The following is a 23,846-nucleotide window of genomic DNA, read 5'->3' as shown; positions in this document are numbered from 1 at the left end:
CAGATCAAAGGCTCTGTGGCCAATAACAAGTCCTCAAAGAAGCGCGTCGAGATCGCTGAGCGCAACCGCCTTCAAAACAAGGCCTACAAGTCGTCGATGCGCACGTTGATGAAGCGCTGCTTCAGTGCGTGTGATGCTTACAGCGCGACCCCCGGCGATGAGGCCAAGACAAGCGTTCAATCCAGCATGAACGCAGCCTTCAGCAAGATTGATAAGGCCGTGAAATGCGGCGTGCTTCATCGCAATGCCGGTGCCCACCAGAAGGCTCGTTTGAGCGTGGCAGTGAAGAAGGCGATTGATCCAGCGCCGGCAAGCGCCAGCTGAATTCCGGAAAAGTTCCGGCTTTCGGCAGAATGGGTTCTGAAGGCGCGTTTCAGAACCCGATATGGCGATTCCATCCCTGATCGACAGTCACTGTCACATCGTCTTCAGAAATTTTGACGAAGACCTGGAGGCTGTTGCGGCACGTTGGCGTGACGCAGGCGTAACGTCGTTGTTGCATGCTTGTGTTGAGCCTTCGGAGATTCCAGCGATTCGCGCTCTTGCGGATCGGTTCCCGGAGATGCGGTACTCGGTGGGTGTCCATCCGCTTGATACGGAGCACTGGGCTGAAGATACGCAGGCAGTTTTGCGGGATGCTGCCTGCGCCGATGATCGGGTGGTGGCCATCGGTGAACTTGGTCTTGATCTTTTTCGTGACAAGAACCTTCCTGAGCAGTTGGCCATCCTCCGCCCCCAGCTCGATCTGGCGGTTGAGCTCAACTTGCCGGTGATCGTGCATTGCCGCGATGCGGCAGAACCCATGTTGGAGGAGTTGCGTGCACGTCAGGCCAGGGGGTGCTGTCCTGCTGGAGTGATGCACTGCTGGGGCGGCACTCCGGAGGAAATGCATCAGTTCCTGGATCTCGGCTTCTACATCAGCTTCAGCGGCACGGTCACCTTTCCGAAGGCCGTTCCCACGCACGATTGCGCCAGGCAGGTGCCCCAGGATCGGTTTCTTGTAGAGACGGATTGCCCCTTCCTCGCGCCGGTCCCTCGTCGGGGAAAGCGCAACGAACCAGCCTTCGTTGCGGCAGTGGCCTCCCGCGTCGCAGAGCTCAGAGAGCAATCCCTTGAACAAGTGGCCGAGACCAGCACGGCCAATGCGAGGACATTGTTCAGGCTTCCCTGACTCTCAAGCGGAATCGTTACGTTGAAAGTGTAAGATGTTTTATTGGCCTGGTCAGATGCAGTTCACTGTTCTCTGGCTTCCGAAGCGTCCATTACCAATCGGTGCATTGACGACGTCAGCTGTTCTGACCCGAGTGTTCTGAAACCAGTGTCGCGGTGGTTGTTCTCCTTCGGGGATCGACCTTGCCGTCTTGGTTGAAGGTTCTCAGCGGTTCGTTCAGTTCTTCCCTTCAGGCCCTTACTACGTCCACCTTCTGATACTGCAGGTCTCCGCATGAGCAGCAGCGCGATTCAGGTCGCCAAGACCGCCACCTATCTCCCTGATCTGGTGGAGGTGCAGCGGGCCAGTTTCAAGTGGTTCCTGGAGAAGGGCCTGATCGAAGAACTGGAGAGTTTTTCCCCGATCACCGACTACACAGGAAAGCTCGAACTTCATTTCGTCGGCAGTGAATACCGTCTGAAGCGTCCCCGCCATGATGTGGAGGAGGCCAAGCGTCGCGATGCCACCTTTGCCTCGCAGATGTATGTGACTTGCCGGCTGGTTAACAAGGAGACCGGTGAGATCAAGGAGCAGGAGGTCTTCATCGGCGAGCTCCCGCTGATGACCGAACGCGGCACGTTCATCATCAATGGCGCAGAGCGCGTGATCGTGAATCAGATCGTGCGCAGCCCCGGTGTTTATTTCAAGGACGAACAGGATAAGAACGGACGCCGCACCTACAACGCGAGCGTGATTCCGAACCGTGGCGCTTGGCTGAAATTTGAAACGGATAAGAACGATCTGTTGCACGTTCGGGTTGATAAGACCCGGAAAATCAATGCCCATGTGCTGATGCGCGCCATGGGCTTGTCTGATAACGATGTGATCGACAAGCTCCGTCATCCGGAGTATTACAAAAAGTCGATTGAAGCGGCTAACGACGAAGGCATCAGTTCTGAAGATCAAGCTCTGTTGGAGCTTTATAAGAAGCTGCGTCCGGGCGAACCCCCTTCAGTGAGTGGTGGCCAGCAACTGCTTCAGACCCGTTTCTTCGATCCCAAGCGTTACGACCTCGGCCGGGTTGGTCGCTACAAGATCAACAAGAAGCTTCGTCTCACGATTCCGGATTCGGTTCGCACCCTTACCCATGAGGACGTTCTCTCCACCCTCGACTATCTGATCAATCTCGAGCTCGATGTGGGCGGGGCCAGCCTCGATGACATCGACCATCTCGGCAACCGTCGTGTGCGATCCGTTGGCGAGCTTCTCCAGAACCAGGTGCGCGTGGGTCTCAATCGACTTGAGCGGATCATCAAGGAGCGCATGACGGTTGGTGAGACCGATTCCCTCACCCCTGCCCAGCTGGTGAATCCCAAGCCGCTGGTCGCTGCGATCAAGGAATTCTTCGGCTCGAGCCAGTTGAGCCAGTTCATGGATCAAACGAACCCGCTGGCTGAGCTCACGCACAAGCGCCGCATCTCCGCCCTCGGTCCTGGAGGTCTCACCCGTGAAAGGGCCGGCTTCGCGGTGCGCGATATTCATCCTTCTCACTACGGCCGCCTCTGCCCGATCGAGACGCCCGAAGGCCCCAATGCCGGTCTGATCAACTCCTTGGCGACCCATGCCCGGGTCAACGAGTACGGCTTTATCGAAACCCCCTTCTGGAAGGTGGAGAACGGCCGCGTTCTGAAGCAGGGTGATCCCATCTATCTCTCAGCTGACCTGGAGGATGAGTGTCGAGTGGCCCCTGGCGATGTCGCTACGGACAGCGATGGAGCGATCCTGGCGGACCTCATTCCCGTTCGCTATCGCCAGGATTTCGAGAAGGTGCCGCCGGAGCAGGTGGATTATGTGCAGCTCTCACCTGTTCAGGTGATCTCCGTTGCCACCTCGCTGATTCCTTTCCTGGAGCACGACGATGCCAACCGTGCCCTGATGGGATCGAACATGCAGCGTCAGGCCGTCCCTCTCCTGCGCCCCGAACGCCCCCTGGTCGGCACGGGCCTGGAAACCCAGGTAGCTCGCGACTCCGGCATGGTTCCCATCTCCCGGGTCAACGGCACCGTGACCTTCGTGGACGCCACTGCGATCGTCGTCCGAGACGAAGACGGTGTGGATCACTCTCACTATCTACAGAAGTACCAGCGTTCGAATCAGGACACCTGCCTCAATCAGCGTCCGATCGTGCGTCAGGGCGATCCGGTGATTGTGGGTCAGGTTCTTGCGGATGGCTCAGCCTGCGAAGGCGGTGAAATCGCCCTTGGTCAGAATGTTCTGATCGCCTACATGCCCTGGGAGGGATACAACTACGAGGACGCGATTCTCGTGAGTGAGCGTCTGGTCAATGATGACTTGTACACCTCGGTGCACATCGAGAAGTACGAGATCGAGGCCCGTCAGACCAAGCTCGGCCCTGAAGAGATCACTCGGGAAATTCCCAATGTGGCCGAAGAAAGCCTCGGCAATCTCGATGAGATGGGCATCATCCGCATTGGTGCTTTCGTGGAGAGCGGCGACATCCTGGTGGGCAAGGTCACTCCCAAAGGTGAGTCCGACCAACCTCCTGAAGAGAAACTCCTGCGAGCGATCTTCGGTGAGAAAGCGCGCGACGTTCGCGATAACTCACTGCGGGTTCCCAGCACTGAGCGCGGCAGGGTCGTGGATGTGCGCATCTACACCCGTGAGCAAGGTGATGAGCTCCCACCGGGCGCCAACATGGTGGTCAGGGTCTATGTGGCGCAACGCCGCAAGATCCAGGTGGGCGACAAGATGGCTGGTCGTCATGGCAACAAGGGGATCATCAGCCGGATTCTTCCTCGGGAGGACATGCCATACCTCCCCGACGGCACCCCGGTTGACATCGTTCTGAACCCCCTTGGTGTGCCAAGCCGCATGAACGTTGGTCAGGTCTTCGAACTGCTGATGGGCTGGGCAGCAGCGAATCTTGACTGTCGCGTGAAGGTGGTTCCGTTTGATGAGATGTATGGGGCTGAAAAGTCTCAGCAGACTGTGGAGGCCTACCTCAAGGAGGCCGCCAAGCAGCCAGGCAAGGAATGGATCTACAACCCGGATGATCCCGGCAAGCTTCAGCTGATCGATGGCCGCAGCGGCGAGCCCTTCGACCAGCCCGTTGCCGTGGGTTACTCCCACTTCCTCAAGCTGGTCCACCTTGTGGATGACAAGATCCACGCTCGTTCCACCGGTCCTTACTCCCTGGTGACGCAGCAACCCCTGGGCGGCAAGGCTCAGCAGGGCGGCCAGCGTCTCGGTGAGATGGAGGTGTGGGCTCTGGAGGCCTACGGCGCGGCGTACACCCTGCAGGAACTGCTCACGGTCAAGTCCGACGACATGCAGGGACGCAATGAGGCTCTGAACGCCATCGTGAAGGGCAAGCCGATCCCCAGGCCCGGTACACCGGAATCCTTCAAGGTGCTGATGCGCGAACTCCAGTCCCTGGGTCTGGACATCGCCGTGTTCACTGATGAAGGCAAGGAGGTGGATCTCATGCAAGACGTGAATCCGCGTCGCAGCACCCCAAGTCGTCCCACTTACGAATCCCTCGGCGTCGCGGATTACGACGAGGACTGACGGACTGACGAACGATCTGACACAACGCTTCTTCTCCCTTAACCGTCAATGACCAACAGCAATCTCCGCACCGAAAACCACTTCGACTACGTCAAGATCACGCTTGCTTCACCTGACCGGGTGATGGAGTGGGGGCAACGCACCCTTCCTAATGGTCAGGTGGTGGGTGAGGTCACCAAGCCCGAAACCATTAACTACCGCACACTCAAGCCGGAGATGGACGGCTTGTTTTGCGAAAAAATCTTCGGGCCTTCCAAAGATTGGGAGTGTCACTGCGGCAAATACAAACGTGTCCGTCACCGCGGCATCGTTTGTGAACGTTGTGGTGTGGAAGTCACCGAGAGCAGGGTGCGTCGTCACCGCATGGGCTTTATCAAGCTCGCTGCTCCTGTGTCCCACGTCTGGTACCTCAAAGGCATTCCCAGCTATGTGGCCATCCTGCTGGATATGCCGCTGCGGGATGTTGAGCAGATCGTTTACTTCAACTGCTATGTGGTGCTGGATCCCGGTGATCACAAGGACCTGAAGTACAAGCAGCTCCTCACGGAAGATGAGTGGCTGGAAATCGAAGATGAGATCTACGCCGAAGATTCAGAGATTGAAAACGAGCCTGTTGTTGGCATCGGCGCCGAGGCTCTCAAGCAGCTTCTCGAAGATCTCACTCTTAATGAAGTGGCAGAGCAGCTGCGCGAGGAGATCGCCGGCAGCAAGGGGCAGAAGCGGGCGAAGTTGATCAAGCGCCTGCGCGTGATTGACAACTTTGTGGCCACCAATGCCCGTCCGGAATGGATGGTGCTGGATGTGATTCCGGTGATTCCGCCCGATCTGCGTCCGATGGTGCAGCTCGACGGTGGCCGCTTCGCCACCTCCGACCTGAATGACCTGTATCGCAGGGTCATCAACCGCAACAACCGTCTGGCCCGCCTTCAGGAAATCCTGGCCCCTGAAATCATTGTCCGCAACGAGAAGCGGATGCTGCAGGAGGCTGTTGATGCACTGATCGACAACGGCCGCCGCGGTCGCACTGTGGTCGGTGCCAACAATCGACCTCTGAAGTCCCTCAGTGACATCATCGAGGGCAAGCAGGGGCGCTTCCGTCAGAACCTCCTCGGCAAGCGTGTCGACTACTCAGGTCGATCCGTGATTGTGGTTGGTCCCAAGCTGAAAATGCACCAGTGCGGTCTTCCCAAGGAGATGGCGATCGAGCTCTTCCAGCCGTTTGTGATCCATCGCTTGATCCGTCAAAATATCGTCAACAACATCAAGGCGGCCAAGAAGCTCATTCAGCGCGCTGACGATGAAGTGATGCAGGTGCTGCAGGAAGTGATCGACGGTCACCCGATCATGCTCAACCGTGCGCCCACGCTCCACCGTCTGGGCATCCAGGCCTTCGAGCCCAAGCTGGTCGACGGTCGTGCTATTCAACTTCACCCCCTGGTCTGCCCGGCCTTCAACGCCGACTTCGACGGAGACCAGATGGCTGTGCACGTGCCCCTGGCCATCGAAGCTCAGACCGAGGCACGCATGTTGATGCTGGCTAGCAACAACATCCTGTCTCCTGCGACTGGCGAACCGATCATTACGCCCTCCCAGGACATGGTTCTTGGCGCCTATTACCTAACGGCTCTGCAGCCCGACATCCAACCGGTTGAGTTCGGTGATCGTTCACGCACCTACTCGGATCTTGAGGATGTGATTCATGCTTTCGAAGACAAGCGCCTCGGTCTGCATGACTGGGTCTGGGTGCGCTTCAACGGTGAAGTTGAAGATGACGATGAGCGTGAAGAACCTCTGAGCAGTGAAACGCTCGCGGACGGCACCCGGTTCGAGCAGTGGACTTACCGCAGAGACCGCTTTGATGAAGATGGAGCGCTGATCAGCCGTTACATCCTCACCACCGTGGGCCGCGTGGTGATGAATCACACGATCATCGACGCGGTGGCAGCCACCTGACGCTCAACTTCGATTCGCTCGCCTTCTCCTCCCTCTCCTCTCAGCGCTGTCATGACTTCCACTCCTTCCAAGTCCCGCAAGTCTTCTAAGGGATCCAAGGCCTCTAAGGCCGCCAAGGCTGCTGCCTCTGCTCCCGAGACCCGTCCTCTGGCCAAAACGCCACCCCCCTTCCGCAACCGGATTGTTGATAAGAAGGGTCTCAAGCAGCTGGTGGCCTGGGCTTACAAGCATCACGGCACCGCGGCTACATCGGCCATGGCCGACCAGCTCAAGGATCTCGGATTCCGTTACGCCACACAGGCGGCTGTCTCTATCTCCGTGGACGATCTCAAGGTCCCGGAAGCGAAGCAGAACCTCCTGGGACAGGCTGAGGAGCTGATCACCGCGACGGAGGAGTCCTATCGCCTCGGTGTGATTACGGAGGTTGAGCGCCACACCAAGGTGATTGATACCTGGACGGAGACCAATGAGCGTCTGGTGGATGCGGTCAAGAAGAATTTCAACCAGAACGATCCGCTCAACTCCGTGTGGATGATGGCCAACTCCGGCGCCAGGGGAAACATGTCCCAAGTGCGCCAGTTGGTGGGCATGCGTGGCCTGATGGCCAACCCCCAAGGGGAGATCATCGACCTGCCGATCCGTACCAATTTCCGGGAGGGACTGACCGTCACGGAGTACGTGATCTCCTCCTACGGCGCTCGCAAGGGTCTGGTTGATACAGCCCTGCGCACCGCCGACTCCGGCTACCTCACCCGCCGACTCGTGGATGTGGCGCAGGATGTGATCGTCCGCGAGGACGACTGCGGCACCAGCCGTTGCATCCTGGTGAAGGCAGAAGACGGCAAATACGGAAGTCGACTGGTGGGACGTCTCACCGCCGATCAGGTGGTGGGTGCTGATGGGGAGGTGCTGGCTGAGCGCAACACCGAAATCGATCCACCCCTCTCTAAGCGCTTCGAGAAAGCCGGCGTTCAGGCGGTGAGCGTGCGTTCACCACTTACCTGTGAGGCCAACCGTTCCGTCTGCCGTAAGTGCTATGGCTGGGCGCTGGCTCACAACGAGCTGGTGGACCTCGGTGAGGCAGTCGGCATCATTGCCGCTCAATCCATTGGTGAACCAGGCACCCAGCTCACCATGCGGACGTTCCACACCGGAGGTGTGTCCACCGCCGAGACCGGTGTGGTGCGCTCGAAGTTGGAAGGAACGGTGGAATTCGGTGTCAAGGCGCGCGTGCGCCCCTATCGCACCCCCCATGGCGTTAACGCCCAGCAGGCAGAGGTTGATTTCAACCTCACGATCCAGCCCTCCGGCAAAGGCAAGCCCCAGAAGATCGAGATCACCAACGGTTCTTTGCTTTTCGTGGACAACGGCCAGGCCATCGAGGCCGATGTCACCGTTGCCCAGATCGCAGCCGGTGCGGTGAAGAAAAGCGTGGAGAAGGCCACCAAGGACGTGATCTGCGACCTGGCTGGTCAAGTCAGCTATGACCCCTCCATCCAGCCCCGTGAGGTCACCGACCGTCAGGGCAATATCACCCACAAGGCTCAGCGACTCGGTCGGATGTGGGTGCTGGCTGGCGACGTGTACAACCTGCCGCCGAATGCGCGTCCGGTGGTGTCCGCCGGGGCGACTGTGACGGAGGGCCAGGTGCTTGCTGAGGCAAGTCAGGCAACCGAGTTCGGCGGCGCCATTCGCCTTCGAGAAGCCCTGGGTGATTCCCGTGAGGTGCAGATCGTCACAACGGCCATGACCCTCAAGGATTTCAAACTGCTTGGTGAGTCATCCCATGCTGGAGAGATCTGGAATCTGGAGGCCAAGGACGGCACCCGCTATCGACTCAACACCATCCCAGGCAGCAAGATCGGTAGTGGCGAGGTGGTAGCTGAACTCAATGATGATCGGTTCCGCACCCAGACCGGTGGTCTGGTGCGTTTCGCTCCTGGACTCGCCATCAAGAAAGCTCGCTCCGCCAAGAACGGCTACGAGGTGAACAAGGGGGGAACCCTGCTCTGGATTCCTCAGGAAACCCATGAGATCAACAAGGACATCTCCTTGCTGATGATCACTGACGGCCAGTGGATCGAGGCCGGCACTGAGGTGGTCAAGGACATTTTCAGTCAGACGGCTGGCATCGTCACCGTCACCCAGAAGAACGACATTCTTCGCGAGATCATCGTTCGCAGCGGCAGCTTCCATCTCTGCACCGACAAGAAAGCGCTGGAGCGCTTCCAGGGTGATGGCGTGATGGTCAACCCCGGGGAGCCAATCGCCAAGGGGATCAACACCGATGCCATGGTTTATGTGCAGTCGGTGGAAACACCTGAAGGCAGCGGTCTCCTACTTCGCCCGGTTGAGGAGTACACGATTCCTAACGAGGCTCAGCTGCCTGATCTGGGTCACGTCAAACAGCCCAATGGACCTCACCTTGGCCTCAAGGCCAGCCAGCGTCTTGCCTTCAAAGACAACGAACTGGTCAAGTCCGTGGAGGGTGTTGAGCTTCTGCGTACGCAATTGATGCTGGAGACATTCGACACCACGCCTCAGATGACTGTGGATGTGGAAGCGGTCCCCGACAAGCGCGCAAAGACGATCGAACGTCTTCAGCTCGTGATCCTGGAGAGCATCCTGGTTCGGCGTGACACCATTTCCGACTCCAGCCACGGATCCACCCATACCGAGCTTCAAGTGGAAGATGGCCAGTCGATCAAGGCTGGTGAGGTGATCGCCACCACCCAGATTCTTTGCAAGCAGGAGGGTATCGCCCAGATGCCTGAGGCAACGCCTGAGGAGCCTGTGCGCCGGTTGATCGTGGAGCGTCCGGAGGATACGCTCACTATCAGCACCAATTCCCAGCCCGTTGTGACCGTCGGTCAGCGGATCGTGGATGGAGAAGACCTCGCTGCAGGACAGCCCTCCGACTGCTGCGGTGAGATTGAGAAGGTTGAGAGCAAGAGCGTCACCCTGCGCCTGGGCCGGCCTTACATGGTTTCGCCGGATTCCTTGCTCCATGTCCGCGACGGTGATCTGGTGCAGCGGGGGGATGGCCTCGCTCTGCTGGTGTTCGAACGCCAGAAGACTGGCGACATTGTTCAGGGTCTGCCGAGGATCGAGGAACTGTTGGAGGCTCGCCGTCCGCGCGAATCAGCGATTCTCTGCAAAAAGCCAGGCACCATTGAGATCAAACAGGATGAGGATGATGAGAACATCACGGTGACAGTGATCGAGGCGGACGACGCCGTCTCTGAGTACCCGATTCTCCTGGGGCGCAACGTGATGGTGAGTGACAGTCAGCAGGTGACTGCCGGCGAGTTGCTCACTGACGGCCCCATCAACCCGCACGAGCTGCTGGAGTGCTTCTTCGAGGATTTGCGCAGCCGCAAGCCCTTGATGGAAGCGGCGCAGGAGGCCATCGCCAAGCTTCAGCACCGTCTGGTGACTGAGGTTCAGAACGTTTACAAGTCCCAGGGCGTTTCCATTGACGACAAACACATCGAAGTGATTGTTCGTCAGATGACTAGCAAGGTGCGCATTGAGGATGCAGGCGATACCACCCTGCTGCCCGGTGAGCTGATCGAGCTCCGTCAGGTGGAAGACACCAATCAGGCGATGTCGATTACCGGAGGGGCTCCTGCCGAGTTCACCCCTGTTCTGCTGGGGATCACCAAGGCGTCCTTGAACACCGACAGCTTCATCTCCGCGGCTTCCTTCCAGGAAACCACCCGTGTGCTCACAGAAGCGGCCATTGAAGGCAAGAGCGACTGGCTGCGTGGACTCAAGGAGAACGTGATCATCGGTCGCCTGATTCCCGCTGGCACCGGGTTCAGCGGCTTTGAAGAAGAGCTGAAGGCCGAAGCCGGTCCGCATCCGGACATCCTGGCGGAGGATCCTGCTGGTTATCGCCGCATGCAGAACCTGCGTCCTGACTACACCGTGGACATGCCTGCGGCGCCAGTCGCTGATGCCACCGCTGTTCTTGACGATCCCAGTGATGCCGACCTGGAGGCCACCCGCAGTCGCCACGGCATTGAAGCTGGCAGCAATTTCGCTGCTTTCGCAAGGCCTGATGCCGACAATGAGCTGAAGGAAGAGCAGGTGGTGGATGCGGAGGCTGTTGAGGGTCTGCAGGAAGAGGGGCTGCTCAGCGATGAATGAAGGCTGCGGCTTGCACCGCGATCGTCAGTCCAATCTCCCCAAACTGTCCCTCCAGGTCAGCCCTGCTCATGATTGAACCCACCACGATTCCCGTACGCCGCCTTCCCCGGTATGGGTTTCATACCCATACCGAATTGCTGAATGGCCGCATGGCCATGCTCGGGTTCATCGCACTCCTGGCTGTGGAAATCAAACTTGGCCATGGACTGCTGGTCTGGTGATCAGTACCGCGCAGTCCAAAACGCTGCTTGGGCTCGGGGCTTCCGAGCTTGAACGCTGGGCTGTCACTCATGGACAATCCGCCTTCCGGGGCCGACAGCTTCATGACTGGCTCTATGCCAAGGGGGCGAGTGATCTGCAGGAGATCACGGTGCTCCCGAAGTCCTGGAGGGCGTCCCTTCAGGACAGTGGGGTGAGCATCGGACGCTTGAAGGAGCAGGACCGAAAAGTGGCCGCCGATGCCACCACCAAACTTCTCTTGGGAACCGACGACGGGGAAACGCTGGAGACCGTTGGCATCCCCACGGATCAGCGCCTCACAGTGTGTGTTTCAAGCCAGGTGGGTTGCCCGATGGCCTGCCGTTTCTGCGCCACGGGAAAAGGGGGACTGCAGCGCTCGCTTCACACCCACGAGATCGTCGCTCAGGTGCTGAGCGTGCGCGAAGTGATGCAGCGCAGACCATCCCATGTGGTGTTCATGGGCATGGGCGAACCGCTGCTGAACATCGAGGCCGTTCTCGATGCGATTCGCTGTCTCAACGATGATCTCGGAATCGGTCAGCGCCGGATCACGGTGAGCACGGTGGGGGTGCCTCGCACGCTTCCCAAGCTGGCGGAACTGGCCATGGAGCGGCTTGGTCGCGCCCAGTTCACCTTGGCGGTGAGCTTGCATGCCCCTAATCAGACACTCAGGGAAGAGCTGATTCCCACGGCGCATGCTTACCCCTACGACGCACTTCTGAATGATTGCCGGCACTACCTGGCCATCACCGGCAGGCGGGTGAGCTTCGAATACATCCTGTTGGGCGGTCTCAATGACCATGCAGCCCATGCCGAGGAACTTGCTGATCGGGTCGGTGGCTTTCAGAGTCACGTGAATCTGATCGCCTACAACCCGATCGAAGAAGAAGAATTTCAGCGTCCCACGCGGGATCGCATCGAGGGATTCCGGCGCGTGCTGGAAGGCCGTGGAGTGGCCGTGAGCCTGCGCGCCAGCCGCGGGCTTGATCAAGATGCCGCTTGCGGACAGCTGAGGCGTTCACGCCAGAAGTAAGGGAGACTCAGCGGATCACCCGTCCGTCCCCATGGCCCGCATCGATTGGTGGATCCTGATCGCCTATCTGGCCAGCACGCTGGTTCTGGGGCTCTGGTTGGCACGGAGGAACCGCGGCGAAGACGATTATTTCGTGGCTGGTCGTCGGCTCAGCGGCTGGCTGGCGGGCGCCTCCATGGCCGCGACCACCTTCTCCATTGACACCCCGCTCTATGTGGCAGGAATCGTCGGGACCAGGGGACTGGCGGCCAACTGGGAGTGGTGGGGATTCGGACTCGCGCATGTGGCCATGGCGGTGGTGTTTGCGCCTCTTTGGCGCCGCAGCGGTGTTCTCACCGATGCGGCCTTCACTGAACTGCGCTATGGAGGCGCTGCTGCTGCCTGGTTGCGGGGAATCAAGGCCTTTCTGCTGGCACTCCCCGTGAATTGCATCGGCATCGGCTATGCGTTCCTGGCCATGCGCAAGGTGGTCGGTGCTCTGGGGATTGTGTCCAACCAGCCCATCCCCGCTGCCGGTGGTCTTTCCGACACGCTCCTTCTGTTGATCATCGTGGCCGCGCTGGTGCTGGCCTACACCGTGGCCGGGGGACTCTGGGCTGTGGTGATTACCGATTTCATTCAGTTAATCCTGGCCTTGCTCGGTGCTGCGGCCGTTGCCTGGGCTGCGGTGCATGCAGCAGGAGGCATGGGGCCTCTCCTGGAGCAACTGGAGGCTTTAGGCCGGCCTGAAGTGCTCTCCATCGTTCCCTGGCGTTGGGACGACAACGGGTTCAACTGGATCGGTGGCGCTGGGATCAGCGTGTCCACCTTTCTGGCCTATCTGACCGTGCAGTGGTGGAGTTTCCGCAGGAGTGACGGCGGCGGTGAGTTCATCCAACGCATGCTGGCCACCCGCAATGAGCAGGAAGCACGCCTCGCCGGCTGGGTGTTTCTGGTGGTGAACTATCTCGTGCGCAGCTGGCTCTGGGTGCTTGTTGCCTTGGCGGCGCTGGTGCTCCTCCCCGATCAGGCGGATTGGGAGCTCAGCTACCCGGCTTTGGCTGTTCAATTTCTTCCGCCTGTAGTACTCGGTCTCGTTGTGGTGTCCCTGGTGGCAGCTTTCATGAGCACGGTGAGCACCTCTGTGAACTGGGGTGCCAGTTACCTGACGCATGATCTCTATCAGCGTTTCTTGCGCCCGGACGCTTCCCAGCGGGAGCTCCTGCTGGTGGGTCAGCTGATGAGCGTGATCTTGCTCGTGCTGGGCGTGATCACGGCCCTGATCAGCGACAGCATCGGTACTGTCTTCCGTTTGGTGATCGCCATCGGTACGGGCCCAGGCGTGGTGCTGGTGCTGCGTTGGTTCTGGTGGCGGATCAATGCCGCCGCTGAACTCGCCGCCATGCTCTGCGGCTTTGTGGTGGGTCTGGCGACGTCTGTCGTTCCCCTTCTGCAGATCACTGATTACGGCCAGCGTTTAATGGTCACGACTGGGCTGACAGCGTTGGTCTGGCTGACGGTGATGCTGCTGACACCACCGGAAACCCCTGAGGTGCTCGAACGCTTCGTGCAAACGGTTCGCCCGCCTGGGCCTGGCTGGGATCGGTGGCGTCGCCGCTGGGATGTTCAGGCCGATGAATCGCTATCGACTCTGATGGCCCGTTTTCTGTTCAGTTCCGGCATCCTGTTCGGGGCTTTGCTGGGTTCGGGGGCATTCCTGCTGCACCAGCAGCTGTTGGGTTGGATGGGACTGATCGTCGCTGGAGTCAGTTTCCTCATGCTGCGCAGAACGGGGCGTGCCGTCACCTTGGTCTGAGCGTGGTTCAGTCGCTCTTGCAGTCACAATGGGCCGAACTCTTCGATGTCGTGGCGTTCTTCCGTTCCACCTTGCTGCCCATCCTGATCGTGGCGCTGTTTGCTCTGGCCCTGGTGGCCGTCAGTGCACGCATCTGGCTTCCTGGGGACATGCTGGCTCCCGCACCGATCAGCTGAGATTACGATCAGCGCATGGGTGACGCATTCAGCTCCAAAAGGAATGATGCAATGGCTGATCTGGCCATTGATCCTGATGTGCTGGCCAGTGAGCTGGCTGCTGAGCTGCTGGGGGATCCCCTCGATGAGATCGCTCCCGATGACCCGGAGCATGATGCTCTTCAGGCAGCCAGAGCCTGTGATGAAGGACTGGAATGGCTGAATCAGGGCCATGACCAGTACCTGCAGGGTTTGCGTGTGTTCTGTGAGCATCGGGATCCCCGTGCTGTTCCACTTCTGTTGCCGCTTCTGGACAATTCCTGCCCCGTGGTGCGGATGAGTGCGGTGTACGCCCTGGGGCGCAATCCCTCAACCCAGGCCGTTCAGCCCCTGCTTGGGCTGCTTCAGCTCGACAGCAACGCCTATGTCCGCAAGGCCACAGCCTGGAGTCTCGGTAACTACTCGGACGCTCCAGTTCTCAATCCCTTGATTCGCGCCCTGCAAACCGACGTGGCATCGGTGCGTCTTTGGGCCTCTGTATCCCTCGCCGAGGCTGGCAGTACCTCCGCAGCGAAGTCCGATCTGGCCGCAGGGCAGTTGCTTGTCAGCCTCCAGATCGACAGTGAGCCCGTTGTACGCAGCAACTGCATCTGGGCCCTGGCCCGCTTGCATGAACATCTGGTGAAACCTCGCCAGGATCAGGTGGTGGAGGCGTTTGTCAGCGCACTGCTCAAGGATCGTGAGGCGACCGTTCGCGATGAAGCTCGCACCGCTCTTGAGCAGCTTGATGATCCCGAGCTTGTGGACCGGTTGAAAACTCTTCTTGATGAGGGACTGCTGCTCTGAGCGGATCGGTTACGAGGCTCTCCAGGCAAGGTCTATCGCCTCTAACATTTGTCCAACTCTGTGGTGATGCATGCCTCAGCGCACAGTGCGATTCCGAATCCGTCCCGACGGTCGCGTCGAGGAAACGGTTGAGGGGATCGCCGGTGACGGCTGCCTGCAGCTCACGGATCGCCTAGAAGCGGCACTTGGCACCGTTGAACGCCGCGAGTCCACATCCGAGGCGTTTGCCACCGCCCAAGACCTTCACCAGACCCAGTCCGTCGAGCCCTCCTGATGTCTCACTTCAGCACTGTTAAGACTGAACTTCGCCAGCTCGAGCCACTCCGTGGAGCTCTCGAAGACCTTGGTTATGCCCCCGATGCAGGCACGCAGGCCGTGCGGGGTTACCGCGGTCAGACCGTGGATGCGGAGCTGACTGTTGCCATCGAGGGTGGTGCTGATTTCGGCTTCCGCTGGAATGCAGACAGCGGTGCCTACGAGTTCGTGACCGATCTCGATCTTTGGCGTCAGTCAGTCCCTGTGGAGCGTTTCCTGTCCCAGCTCACTCAACGCTATGCACTCCGCGCCGTGCTCGAAGCCAGTCGTCAGGAGGGTTTTGACCTAGCGCACCAGACCACTGGTCAGGATGGTTCGATTGAATTGGTGGTGACCCGTTGGGACGCCTGATTAAGGCATTCCCAGCGTGAAGGATCCTGCAGCAGCGGCATATTCCGCCTCCTCTCTTGAAAATCCCTCTGTTTCAGGGTTTGAACCTGTCCTGGGTGGGGAGCTGCGCGAACGGGCTGTCTGGGTTGACGAGGCTGTGTGTATTGGCTGTCGCTACTGCGCTCACGTGGCCACCAATACTTTCGCGATCGAACCCAATCTCGGACGATCACGCGCTATTCGCCAGGATGGTGACAGCAGTGAACGGATTCAGGAAGCGATCGAAACCTGTCCTGTGGACTGCATTCACTGGGTTCAATTCGACGAGTTGCCTGCACTGAGACGGCAGCTTGATGCCCAGGAGCTGCTCCCCCTCGGATTGCCGTCACCGGCCAGACCGCGGCGGCAGCTGCCCCGCGGCACCCAAAGGGACTGAGGCGTATGACAGGTCTTCCGACCCGCCGATTTGGACGCACCGAGCTCTCCATGCCGGTTCTTTCCCTTGGAGGAATGCGCTTTCAGCAGAGCTGGAGCGATCTTGATGCGAAAGCGATCACGGAGCAGTCTCAGCAGTTGCTGCAGTGCACCCTCGAACGTGCTGTCGACCTTGGTTTCCATCACATCGAAACGGCACGGCATTACGGAAGCTCAGAGCGGCAGCTGGGCTGGGCCATGCCTGATTCTCCTGACGCAGGCCGCATTCTTCAAACCAAAGTCCCCCCCCAACAGGATCCTGCCCTGTTTGAAGCTGAGCTGGAGCTCAGCATGCAGCGGTTGGGGGTGCAGCGTGTGGACCTGCTCTCCATCCATGGCATCAACAGACGGGACCATCTCGCCCAGACGATCAGGTCAGGAGGTTGCCTCGAGGTGGTGCGGCGTTGGCAGCAGTCGGGGCGCATCGGTCATGTCGGTTTTTCCACCCATGGAGACACCGATGTGATCGTGGAAGCGATCGAGACAGACGCCTTTGATTACGTGAACCTGCACTGGTATTTCATCCGGCAGGACAACGAGCCGGCGATTGCTGCTGCGCACCGCCATGACATGGGCGTGTTCATCATCAGTCCGACAGACAAAGGGGGCCACCTGCACACGCCTGCGCAACGGTTGATCGAACTGACCGCTCCTCTTCACCCCATCGTCTTCAACAATCTGTTCTGTCTGCGCGATGAGCGTGTTCACACCCTCAGTGTGGGTGCGGCCTGCCCTCAGGATCTGGACCTGCATCTGGATGCTGTCAGTCGACTGGATGACGCCCAGGCTCTCGTGAGTCCCATCGAGGCCCGCTTGCATCAGGCGGAGGTGGAGGCCCTGGGACACGACTGGTTGCGCAGTTGGCGGCAGGGTCTTCCCGGATGGCAAACCACTCCTGGGGAGATCAATCTGCCCGTACTCCTTTGGCTCCATAATCTTGTGGAGGCCTGGGGCCTGGAGGGCTATGCCCGGGCGCGTTATGGCCTCTTGGGCAGGGCTGGGCACTGGTTCCCCGGAGCGAATGCTGACGCGCTTGATCGCGACGTGAGTGAGGAAGACCTTGATGCGGCCTTGCTCGATAGTCCTTGGCGGTCCTCCATCCCAGAGCGTCTGCGCAACCTGCGTGAGCGGGTGGGAGGCGAACGTCAGGAGCGGTTGTCGTCAGCCTGAGCGCCGAGAGGCTGCTTGCCGGGAATGCCAACGGCACGCGGGTAGAGCTTCGGTGTGGCCTTCTCGGGCATCAGCCGGATCACAGTGCGGGGGCCGCGTGCCGACGGCAGCTCACACCGTTCAATCGCCACCATTTTTGCGTTCAGCAAGGCAAGAGCAGGATCCAAATCGCTCTGGTCCTCCGGTTGCCAACGCCCTCGATAAAGCAAGGCCTGCCCGTCGGCATGCAGCAGCGGAACCAGATATTCGGCCACCACAGGAGCCGAGGCCACGGCCCGGGCCATCGCCAGATCAAACCGGCCTCTGCAGTTGGGGTCCTGCCCCGTCCGTTCCACCCGTTCAGTGCGAACTCTGACCCGTTCTGCCATGCCAAGGGAACGAGCCATGGCAGCCACCGCTGCAGTTTTGCGGCCAACAGAATCCACCAAGGTCAGCTCCGCTCCTGGGAGAGCGATGGCGACCGCAAGGCCAGGGAATCCACCGCCAGTGCCGACGTCGATGCAACGACGGGGTTTGTTGGCGGAGTCCAGTTCGGGTTTCAGAGGCCAGAGACTGTCCAACACTTGGGTGATCCAGAAGTCTTCCCCCTCCATGAGCCTGGTGAGGTTGACCCGGCTGTTCCAGTCCCGCAGTAACTGCTGGAGAGTGATCAGTTGCTCGCGTTGCACCGAGTCAGGCCTCCAGCCCAGCCTGGACCAGAGCTCCGGCCCCGGAGCAGCGAACGGCGTTGACTCAGGCATAACGGCCTTCCCCTCTCTCCTTTCTAGAGTGTTGCTGTGCCCGGGGACTCAGCCCACCGCATGCCATCCTCGGTTCAGGATCTAAGCCATTACGAGCGTCTTGGTGTTCCCAAGGGCGCAGATACAGAAATGCTGCGGCAGGCCTTCCGCAGGCTCAGTAAAGCTGTGCATCCGGACACGACCCGTTTGCCGGCACAGGATGCCGCCAGGCAATTCCGTCTGCTCAGGGAAGCCTATGAGCAATTGGCCGATCCGCGCTTGCGGCGTCTTTACGACGCGGCACTGGAGGAGCGGAAGGCCAGCCCTGGTCCTGCCATGGAGCCCGCCTTGCCAGTGCCCCACGCGATCGGTCAGCGACGCCCCCTCTCCGGAGGGGAATGGACGTCGCTGCTCCTGCTCGCAGGAGCGTTGTTGCTCTGTCTCCTGCTAGGGGTCGGTGTGGCCTGGAATCGGGGGCTGGCGCTCCAGGTCCAGCCGAGTTGGCTGGTGGAAGAGCAGACTCGAATCTCCGATGTCGATCGTGGTGGTTTTGATGGCACCGCTTCCTCCGCCAGAAACGCCGCTGAACCAGCACTCGTTGCGGGCTCTCGAAGAATGGCTGCAGGTTTTGGGCGCTGGACGCAGCGAGGATAATCCCTGTGACTGGGTTTGGCAGCAGCCTGGATGGAGCGCCCGCTTGCGGCTGGATCAGGAGGACCTGGGCGTGACCTGGACGTCCTCCCAACCCGCAAGGTCCTGCTCGTTTCCCTACGGACTGTCACGGCAGGATGTGGAAGCAGCCCTCAGGCTTGGTCCCTGAGAGCGTCCAGTCCGATTTCGATGCCGTCGTAGCACTGATCCAGCTGAGCATCGCTAATGCACAGCGGAGGTAGTAGATACACCACATCCCCTAAAGGACGAATCAGCACCCCGTGCTTTCGCACCAGGCTGCGCAGGATCTTCCCGGCGGGATTGAGATACCCTTGGGCACTGTCGGTCACAAGGTCGAAGGCTGCAATCGTTCCGCATAACCTTGGCCGTTCGACCTTGGGATGGCGGGCCAAGCGTTCCAGACGGGGCTGATGCCTGCCTTCAAAGTGCTGGTATTTCTCCGGCTCGGCTTCCAGCAGGTCGAGACTGGCATTGGCGGCGGCACAACCCAAAGGATTGGCCGTGAAGCTGTGGCCATGCCAGAGGGTTCGGGTGGGATCGCTTCCCAGGAATTCTTCGAAGATCGCCTCTTTGGCCATTGTGATTCCCATTGGCAGGAATCCAGCGGTCAATCCTTTGGAGAGCGCGACCAGATCGGGGTGAATGCCTGCCCGCTGGGATGCGAGCAGGGCGCCGCATCGGCCAAATCCTGCCAGCACCTCATCGGCGATCAGCAAACTGCCCGCCTGTCGAACCCGTTGTTCCACGGCTCGCAGAAAGCCAGGACGGACCATGCGCATCCCTCCGGCTCCCTGGACCAGCGGTTCGAGGATCACGGCTGCTGTTGGTGTGGTCAGCGCTTGCTCCAGAGCTTTCAAGGCGTCCTGTTCGCGTCGTTCCACCGTGTCGTCGTGCCAGTGCGTGTGCGGCCAGGGCACCCGGGCGACGGGGAAGAGCAGCGGATCGAAGGGCTCGCTGAACAGGCTGCGGGAGCCAACGGCCATCGCGCCGAAGGTGTCGCCGTGATAGGCCCCGTCAAAAGCGATCAGTTGCTGGCGAGACTCTCCGCGGTTGTGCCACCACTGCACGGCGGTTTTCAGAGCCACTTCCACCGCTGTGGATCCGTTATCCGAGAAGAACACGCGATCGAGGCCGGTGTGCTGGGCTAATCGCTGGGCGAGCCGTTCGGCCTGGGGATGGGTGAATTCCGCAAAGATCACCTGTTCCAGCGTGGCAGCCTGCTCGGCGATGGCTGCCGCCACCACCGGGTGCGCATGGCCGTGCAGAGTCACCCACCAGCTGCTGATTCCATCGATTAGGGGTTCCCCCTCGGCACGGTGCAGCAAGGCCCCTTCGCCCCGCACCACCTGCTCGAGTGGCGGCGTGGTGGTGATGGATGTGAAGGGTGGCCAGAGGTTGGGGTGGTGGTTCCGTGACACTGGGCATGCGCGACTGCCTGTTGTCATCATGAACTTGCGTCCGGATGGTGCATCGATGGCCTTCACAGAAGCCCGCCGCCGTAATGGACAGCCAAGGTCTCGACGGTTTGTGGACCCCGCGACCTCCCAGCCCAGATGCCAGCCAGGCAGCGAAGGCTGTCGCAGCATCTTTTTTGAAGGAGGATGGCCTTCGATCAAGACCCGGCTCGAGATGCGTGGATGGTCCCCTTCCCAGGTGGAGCAGATCCACGAACAGTTGCGCCAGGGATGGCACCTGACCATGGCGGTGCGTCACGTGGCGCTGATGCTGGGCCACTGTCCCATTCGCTCCAGGCCCATGGGTTGAGCATGAACGGCAGTTTCTAGCGACAGACCTCGCTGTCGCGTTCCCCCTGGGTCGCGACCGGTCCGCAGTTGAACCAGCGCACCAGCTGAACTTCAACATCCGTGAACAGCACCAGAATGCCTCCGCAGAGCAGGGCAACGGCCACAGAGGCCCAGGTCTGTCGGCTTGTCATCGGCGATCCGGGCGGTTCATCAAGGCCATGAACTTAAGGCCCAGCCTCTGCTTCTGCCACGCACACCTGAGTGTCTCTGCGTTGAGAGGGTTGAGGGGTGGCAGTTCCGCCAGCACTGGAACTCCTCCGAGCTCTTCCAGGGTTCGAGGGTTGTCGGCGTGCAGGGGGCCGTTGAGGATCAGCCCGAGCACAGGAATCCCACGGCTTGCCAAGGCTTCAAGACTCAACAAGGTGTGATTGAGCGTGCCCAGGCCGCTGCGGCAGACCAGGACCACCGGGAGATTCCAGCGTTGCAGCTGGTCGATCTGTCTCCAGGTGCGCGTGAGCGGAACGTGCAGACCTCCGGCGGTCTCCACCACCAGTGGGGTGTTGCCGCTGGGCAACTGGAGCATTCCTGGCTCGAGGAGCCGGTGCTCAAGCTCTGCTGCCCAATGGGGTGAGACGGCAGCCTTGAACGCGTAGGTCTCCGGGATCCAGCGGTGCTCAGGCAGTTGCAGCAAGTCAATCACCCTCTGACGATCGCCGCCTCCCTCCAGTCCGCTCTGGACTGGCTTCCAGTACGTGGCCTCCAGTCCCTGAACCAGCAACGCACTCACCACGGTTTTGCCCACGTCGGTGTCTGTGCCGCAGACCACGAGCCGGAGAGGATCAGAACTTGGATTCATCCGCGAATCAGCAGCAATTGGATCACCCAGGTGAGTCTGAGCTGGCCGTCGCTCCGGCGGTCGCTCCAGCCTTGCTGGAGACGACGCCAGTCCCGCAGCGGCAGAGGGGATTGAGGACTGGTGCCAGCTCCAACTCGCCGTAGAGGCTTTAGCAGTGTCGGCAGGCTCGGTGACGTCACCGTGTAGGACACCCGGCGCATCACGCGCAGCTGTTGTGACGGAATGGCGTTCAGTAAATCGTCGCTGGAAGGGAACGGCAGAGCGCTGCATCGCACTCCGCAGCGCCTGGCGCTTTCATGCCACTGGGGAAAGCATCCCTTCACAGGGAGAGCAACCGCCAAGAGCCCAGCGGGGGGCAAGCGCTGGATCCACTGCTGCAGAACGCGCTGCGGTTCAGGAAGCCAGTGCAAGCAGAAGCTCGAGGCCAGGAGGGTTGGAGCCTCGCTCCATATCGGCAGACCCGTTGTGAGATCCCAGTGCAAAACTTCGGCATCGTCGGGATGACCGCGCAGCATTGCCTCGCTGCCATCGATGCGCTGCACGTTGCGACCGGGGTGGAGTTTCTCCAGCGCTTTTGCGAGATGTCCTGTTCCGGCTCCCAGATCAACCCAGAGCCCGTCGGGGATCCCTTCCCGGCGACTGAGTTCGGCCAGTCGCCAGGCCACTGAGCGTTGCAGCCGCGCCGACCGGTCATAGCGTTCTGCAGCCAGATCGAACCCGCGCAACACGCGGTCTTGCCAGCTGGTTGCTTTCATCCGGGTCGCTCGATGTCCTGATCAAGCCACTTCCGGACTCGCGTGGGAAGCTCCGGCATCAGCAAGGCATGTCCCACGTTGTTGGGGCACCAGTGCTCGGGTGCATGCCCGAGGTGGTTGGCGAGGTCCTTGAGGAAAAGCTTTCGAGCGTCTGGCGCCACGATGGCGTCAGCCCCTGCTTCCACCACCAGAACCCGGGCTGTTGCAGGAAGACCCGACGGAAGACCCGTCGTGGCGGTTAATCGGTCGAGATCGGATCGCAGCCGCTCCCTCCCCGCTGCTGTGAGGGCTTGCGATCCTGGCCCGGGAGGGAGCCCATCAGCGTCTGCGGGTGCGGCTGCACGTTTCAGAAAGGTTTTGAACATGGCGGCTTCCCCGGGGCCTCCAATCGCGCTCCTCATGCCTTGCAGGCCTGCCTTCAGTGCGCGTCCCTGCGGACTTTGCGGAACGAAGCGTCCGAAGCTGGCCAACAGCACAATGTCTGTGGCTTCGGCCAGTACGACGGGTGCAAGCAGGTGCGGTCCGAGGGAGTGGCCGATGACGGCCCGTCGCTGCGGCGCCGCCGGATCGGGTGGTGCACTCCAGACGGGAGCGACTGGGCTGCGGCTGCCGTAGCCGCGTTCTCCATTGATCCAGTGCCATCCGTGGTGCTGGAAGCATCGCTGCCATGGCGCCCAGGCGGTGCCGTCCCCGCTCCAGCCATGCATCGCAATGACCTGTTTCATTGACGGAGCTCGCCATGTCGAAGTGTGTTCACCAGCGCATCCAGGGTCTTGTCGCGCTGACGGTGATGCAGCACCAGCCGAAGGCGGGACGTGCCCTCAGGCACGGTTGGCGGGCGGATGGCAACGGTGAGCATCCCTGCTGTCTCGAGCCGTTGCTGGTACTCCAGCGTTGGCTGATCACTCCCCACCAGCAGAGGCAGGATCGGCCCAATTCCGGCGGGGCGGGCCCATCCCTCGGCCTCAAAGCGATCTCTCCAGCGATTGCTTTGTTGCACCAGGTCGGATCCCCAGCCGGGATGGTCTTTCAGGAGGTCCAATGCCGCCAGAGCGGCGGCCGCCAGGGGTGGCGCCAGGGCTGTGGTGTACCGGAAGGCTCCGCTGGTCTGCAGCAGAGCGTCGGCCTGCTCTCGATCGCAGGCAAGGAAGGCTCCACTGCTTCCGAAGGCTTTGCCAAAGGTGCCACTGACCATGGTGATGCCCTCCACTCCCAGGCCAAGCCCTCGTCCTTCAAGTCCAAGGACCCCGAGTGCATGCGCTTCATCCAACAGCAGGCTGGCGTTGAACTTCCGGCAGAGAGCAGCCAGGGCCGGCACATCCGGGTTGGTGCCCTCCATGCTGAACAGGCTTTCGCTGATCACCACCAAGGGGGCGTCCGGGCGCTGGCTGTGGCATGCCTGCAATTGCCGGTGCAAAGCGTCGAGATCGTTATGGGCGAAGCGCTTCAGTTGGGCTCCGCTGGCCTGGACTCCCACCAGCAGCGAATGGTGGATCAGGCGATCCGCCAGCACCGTGGTGTGACGGTTGGCCAGGGCCATCACCGCCGCGAGGTTCGCTTGAAATCCGCTCGGAAACAGAAACACCCTGTCGCGTTGCAGCCATCGGGCCATGGCCGTCTCCAGGCGGTCATGCACAGGACGGCTTCCTGTGATCAGCCTCGACCCACCAGCACCGACACCACTGCGCCGCAACTCGTCCTCGGCCGCGGCGATCAGCTCCGGGTGGCGGCTCAGGCCCAGGTAGTCATTGCTGGCCAGGTCCACCAGGGCTGAGCCTGGCTCGTCGTCAAGACATGGATGCAGGCCTTCGCCATCTCGGGATGGCGCCCAGGTGCGCAGTCGTCGACGGCGGGTGGGTGGGACAGTCATAGCCTCTACTTTGGGTCCTGGTCGCCCT

At 60.6% G+C, this 23,846-nt stretch carries 24 protein-coding genes; 17 read left to right on the top strand and 7 right to left on the bottom strand.

Annotated features, from left to right (window positions below; translation table 11 throughout):
- Positions 1-15 precede the first annotated feature (15 nt).
- The 14 genes from rpsT (at position 16) to SynMEDNS5_RS10545 (ending at position 17,201) form a co-directional block, all read left to right on the top strand.
- On the top strand, positions 16-324 hold the full coding sequence (rpsT, locus tag SynMEDNS5_RS10610) for a 30S ribosomal protein S20 (RefSeq protein ID WP_186583350.1): 309 nt from the start codon (positions 16-18) through the stop codon (positions 322-324).
- A gap of 61 nt (positions 325-385) precedes the next feature.
- Complete coding sequence (locus tag SynMEDNS5_RS10605) at positions 386-1,171, top strand: TatD family hydrolase (protein WP_186583349.1); 786 nt, start codon at positions 386-388, stop codon at positions 1,169-1,171.
- 273 nt (positions 1,172-1,444) lie between these two features.
- Complete coding sequence (rpoB, locus tag SynMEDNS5_RS10600; protein ID WP_186583348.1) at positions 1,445-4,738, top strand: DNA-directed RNA polymerase subunit beta; 3,294 nt, start codon at positions 1,445-1,447, stop codon at positions 4,736-4,738.
- Positions 4,739-4,786: 48 nt separating this feature from the next.
- Positions 4,787-6,691, top strand: a complete 1,905-nt coding sequence (locus SynMEDNS5_RS10595) for a DNA-directed RNA polymerase subunit gamma (protein ID WP_186583347.1) — start codon at positions 4,787-4,789, stop codon at positions 6,689-6,691.
- Between the two features lie 51 nt (positions 6,692-6,742).
- Entirely contained in the window at positions 6,743-10,843 is a 4,101-nt protein-coding gene (locus SynMEDNS5_RS10590; RefSeq protein ID WP_186583346.1) for a DNA-directed RNA polymerase subunit beta', read from the top strand.
- 68 nt (positions 10,844-10,911) lie between these two features.
- Positions 10,912-11,064 carry a chlorophyll a/b-binding protein gene (locus tag SynMEDNS5_RS10585; RefSeq protein WP_186583345.1) on the top strand — a complete coding sequence of 51 codons (153 nt, stop codon included), beginning with the start codon at positions 10,912-10,914 and terminating at the stop codon, positions 11,062-11,064.
- A complete protein-coding gene (gene rlmN, locus SynMEDNS5_RS10580) occupies positions 11,061-12,116 on the top strand; it encodes a 23S rRNA (adenine(2503)-C(2))-methyltransferase RlmN (RefSeq protein ID WP_186583344.1) in 1,056 nt (351 codons plus the stop codon). The genes SynMEDNS5_RS10585 and rlmN overlap by 4 nt, the downstream gene beginning before the upstream one ends.
- Positions 12,117-12,147: 31 nt before the next feature.
- Positions 12,148-13,911 carry a sodium:solute symporter family protein gene (locus tag SynMEDNS5_RS10575; RefSeq protein ID WP_186583343.1) on the top strand — a complete coding sequence of 588 codons (1,764 nt, stop codon included), beginning with the start codon at positions 12,148-12,150 and terminating at the stop codon, positions 13,909-13,911.
- Between the two features lie 2 nt (positions 13,912-13,913).
- Positions 13,914-14,087 carry a hypothetical protein gene (locus SynMEDNS5_RS10570; RefSeq protein WP_186586032.1) on the top strand — a complete coding sequence of 58 codons (174 nt, stop codon included), beginning with the start codon at positions 13,914-13,916 and terminating at the stop codon, positions 14,085-14,087.
- A gap of 15 nt (positions 14,088-14,102) precedes the next feature.
- On the top strand, positions 14,103-14,912 hold the full coding sequence (locus SynMEDNS5_RS10565) for a HEAT repeat domain-containing protein (RefSeq protein WP_186583342.1): 810 nt from the start codon (positions 14,103-14,105) through the stop codon (positions 14,910-14,912).
- A 70-nt stretch (positions 14,913-14,982) separates the two neighbouring features.
- A complete protein-coding gene (locus tag SynMEDNS5_RS10560) occupies positions 14,983-15,186 on the top strand; it encodes a DUF2997 domain-containing protein (protein ID WP_186583341.1) in 204 nt (67 codons plus the stop codon).
- Positions 15,186-15,578, top strand: coding sequence for a DUF1257 domain-containing protein (locus tag SynMEDNS5_RS10555; protein WP_186583340.1), 393 nt, complete (start codon positions 15,186-15,188; stop codon positions 15,576-15,578). Before SynMEDNS5_RS10560 ends, SynMEDNS5_RS10555 begins: the two co-directional genes overlap by 1 nt.
- A 16-nt stretch (positions 15,579-15,594) precedes the next feature.
- Positions 15,595-15,993, top strand: a complete 399-nt coding sequence (locus SynMEDNS5_RS10550; RefSeq protein WP_186583339.1) for a ferredoxin — start codon at positions 15,595-15,597, stop codon at positions 15,991-15,993.
- Between the two features lie 5 nt (positions 15,994-15,998).
- On the top strand, positions 15,999-17,201 hold the full coding sequence (locus tag SynMEDNS5_RS10545) for an aldo/keto reductase (protein WP_186583338.1): 1,203 nt from the start codon (positions 15,999-16,001) through the stop codon (positions 17,199-17,201).
- Here the strand turns inward: SynMEDNS5_RS10545 and rsmG are convergent.
- Positions 17,177-17,941 (bottom strand): 16S rRNA (guanine(527)-N(7))-methyltransferase RsmG, encoded by a 765-nt coding sequence (rsmG, locus tag SynMEDNS5_RS10540; RefSeq protein WP_186583337.1) that lies wholly within the window; start codon positions 17,939-17,941, stop codon positions 17,177-17,179. The genes SynMEDNS5_RS10545 and rsmG overlap by 25 nt on opposite strands.
- 60 nt (positions 17,942-18,001) lie before the next feature.
- Here rsmG and SynMEDNS5_RS10535 point away from each other — a divergent pair, with 60 nt between their 5' ends.
- Positions 18,002-18,574, top strand: a complete 573-nt coding sequence (locus tag SynMEDNS5_RS10535) for a J domain-containing protein (protein ID WP_186583336.1) — start codon at positions 18,002-18,004, stop codon at positions 18,572-18,574.
- The gene (locus SynMEDNS5_RS10530) at positions 18,474-18,740 is read left to right on the top strand and encodes a DUF3143 domain-containing protein (protein WP_370593529.1); all 267 of its coding nucleotides are present in this window, start codon (positions 18,474-18,476) and stop codon (positions 18,738-18,740) included. Before SynMEDNS5_RS10535 ends, SynMEDNS5_RS10530 begins: the two co-directional genes overlap by 101 nt.
- Here SynMEDNS5_RS10530 and bioA read toward each other — a convergent pair.
- Positions 18,724-20,010 carry an adenosylmethionine--8-amino-7-oxononanoate transaminase gene (gene bioA / locus SynMEDNS5_RS10525; RefSeq protein ID WP_255440136.1) on the bottom strand — a complete coding sequence of 429 codons (1,287 nt, stop codon included), beginning with the start codon at positions 20,008-20,010 and terminating at the stop codon, positions 18,724-18,726. The genes SynMEDNS5_RS10530 and bioA overlap by 17 nt on opposite strands.
- 28 nt (positions 20,011-20,038) lie before the next feature.
- Here bioA and SynMEDNS5_RS10520 point away from each other — a divergent pair, with 28 nt between their 5' ends.
- The gene (locus SynMEDNS5_RS10520) at positions 20,039-20,356 is read left to right on the top strand and encodes a hypothetical protein (protein WP_255440135.1); all 318 of its coding nucleotides are present in this window, start codon (positions 20,039-20,041) and stop codon (positions 20,354-20,356) included.
- Positions 20,357-20,372: 16 nt separating this feature from the next.
- Here the strand turns inward: SynMEDNS5_RS10520 and SynMEDNS5_RS10515 are convergent, their stop codons facing one another.
- Genes SynMEDNS5_RS10515 through SynMEDNS5_RS10495 form a run of 5 tightly spaced genes read right to left on the bottom strand, consistent with a single transcriptional unit; the run spans position 20,373 to position 23,818 of the window.
- Positions 20,373-20,528: a hypothetical protein gene (locus SynMEDNS5_RS10515; protein ID WP_186583333.1), complete on the bottom strand. Its 156-nt coding sequence runs from the start codon at positions 20,526-20,528 to the stop codon at positions 20,373-20,375.
- The gene (bioD, locus tag SynMEDNS5_RS10510; RefSeq protein WP_186583332.1) at positions 20,525-21,193 is read right to left on the bottom strand and encodes a dethiobiotin synthase; all 669 of its coding nucleotides are present in this window, start codon (positions 21,191-21,193) and stop codon (positions 20,525-20,527) included. Before bioD ends, SynMEDNS5_RS10515 begins: the two co-directional genes overlap by 4 nt.
- Positions 21,190-21,948, bottom strand: coding sequence for a methyltransferase domain-containing protein (locus SynMEDNS5_RS10505; RefSeq protein ID WP_186583331.1), 759 nt, complete (start codon positions 21,946-21,948; stop codon positions 21,190-21,192). The genes bioD and SynMEDNS5_RS10505 overlap by 4 nt, the downstream gene beginning before the upstream one ends.
- Positions 21,945-22,673 carry an alpha/beta hydrolase gene (locus SynMEDNS5_RS10500; protein WP_186583330.1) on the bottom strand — a complete coding sequence of 243 codons (729 nt, stop codon included), beginning with the start codon at positions 22,671-22,673 and terminating at the stop codon, positions 21,945-21,947. The genes SynMEDNS5_RS10505 and SynMEDNS5_RS10500 overlap by 4 nt, the downstream gene beginning before the upstream one ends.
- Positions 22,670-23,818, bottom strand: coding sequence for an aminotransferase class I/II-fold pyridoxal phosphate-dependent enzyme (locus tag SynMEDNS5_RS10495; protein ID WP_186583329.1), 1,149 nt, complete (start codon positions 23,816-23,818; stop codon positions 22,670-22,672). Before SynMEDNS5_RS10495 ends, SynMEDNS5_RS10500 begins: the two co-directional genes overlap by 4 nt.
- Between the last annotated feature and the right edge of the window lie 28 nt (positions 23,819-23,846).

It is taken from the genome of Synechococcus sp. MEDNS5 (assembly GCF_014279875.1).
Taxonomy (GTDB): domain Bacteria; phylum Cyanobacteriota; class Cyanobacteriia; order PCC-6307; family Cyanobiaceae; genus Synechococcus_C.
Note: the sequence above shows the minus strand (reverse complement) of the source record. Positions and strands in the feature narration are given on the sequence as shown.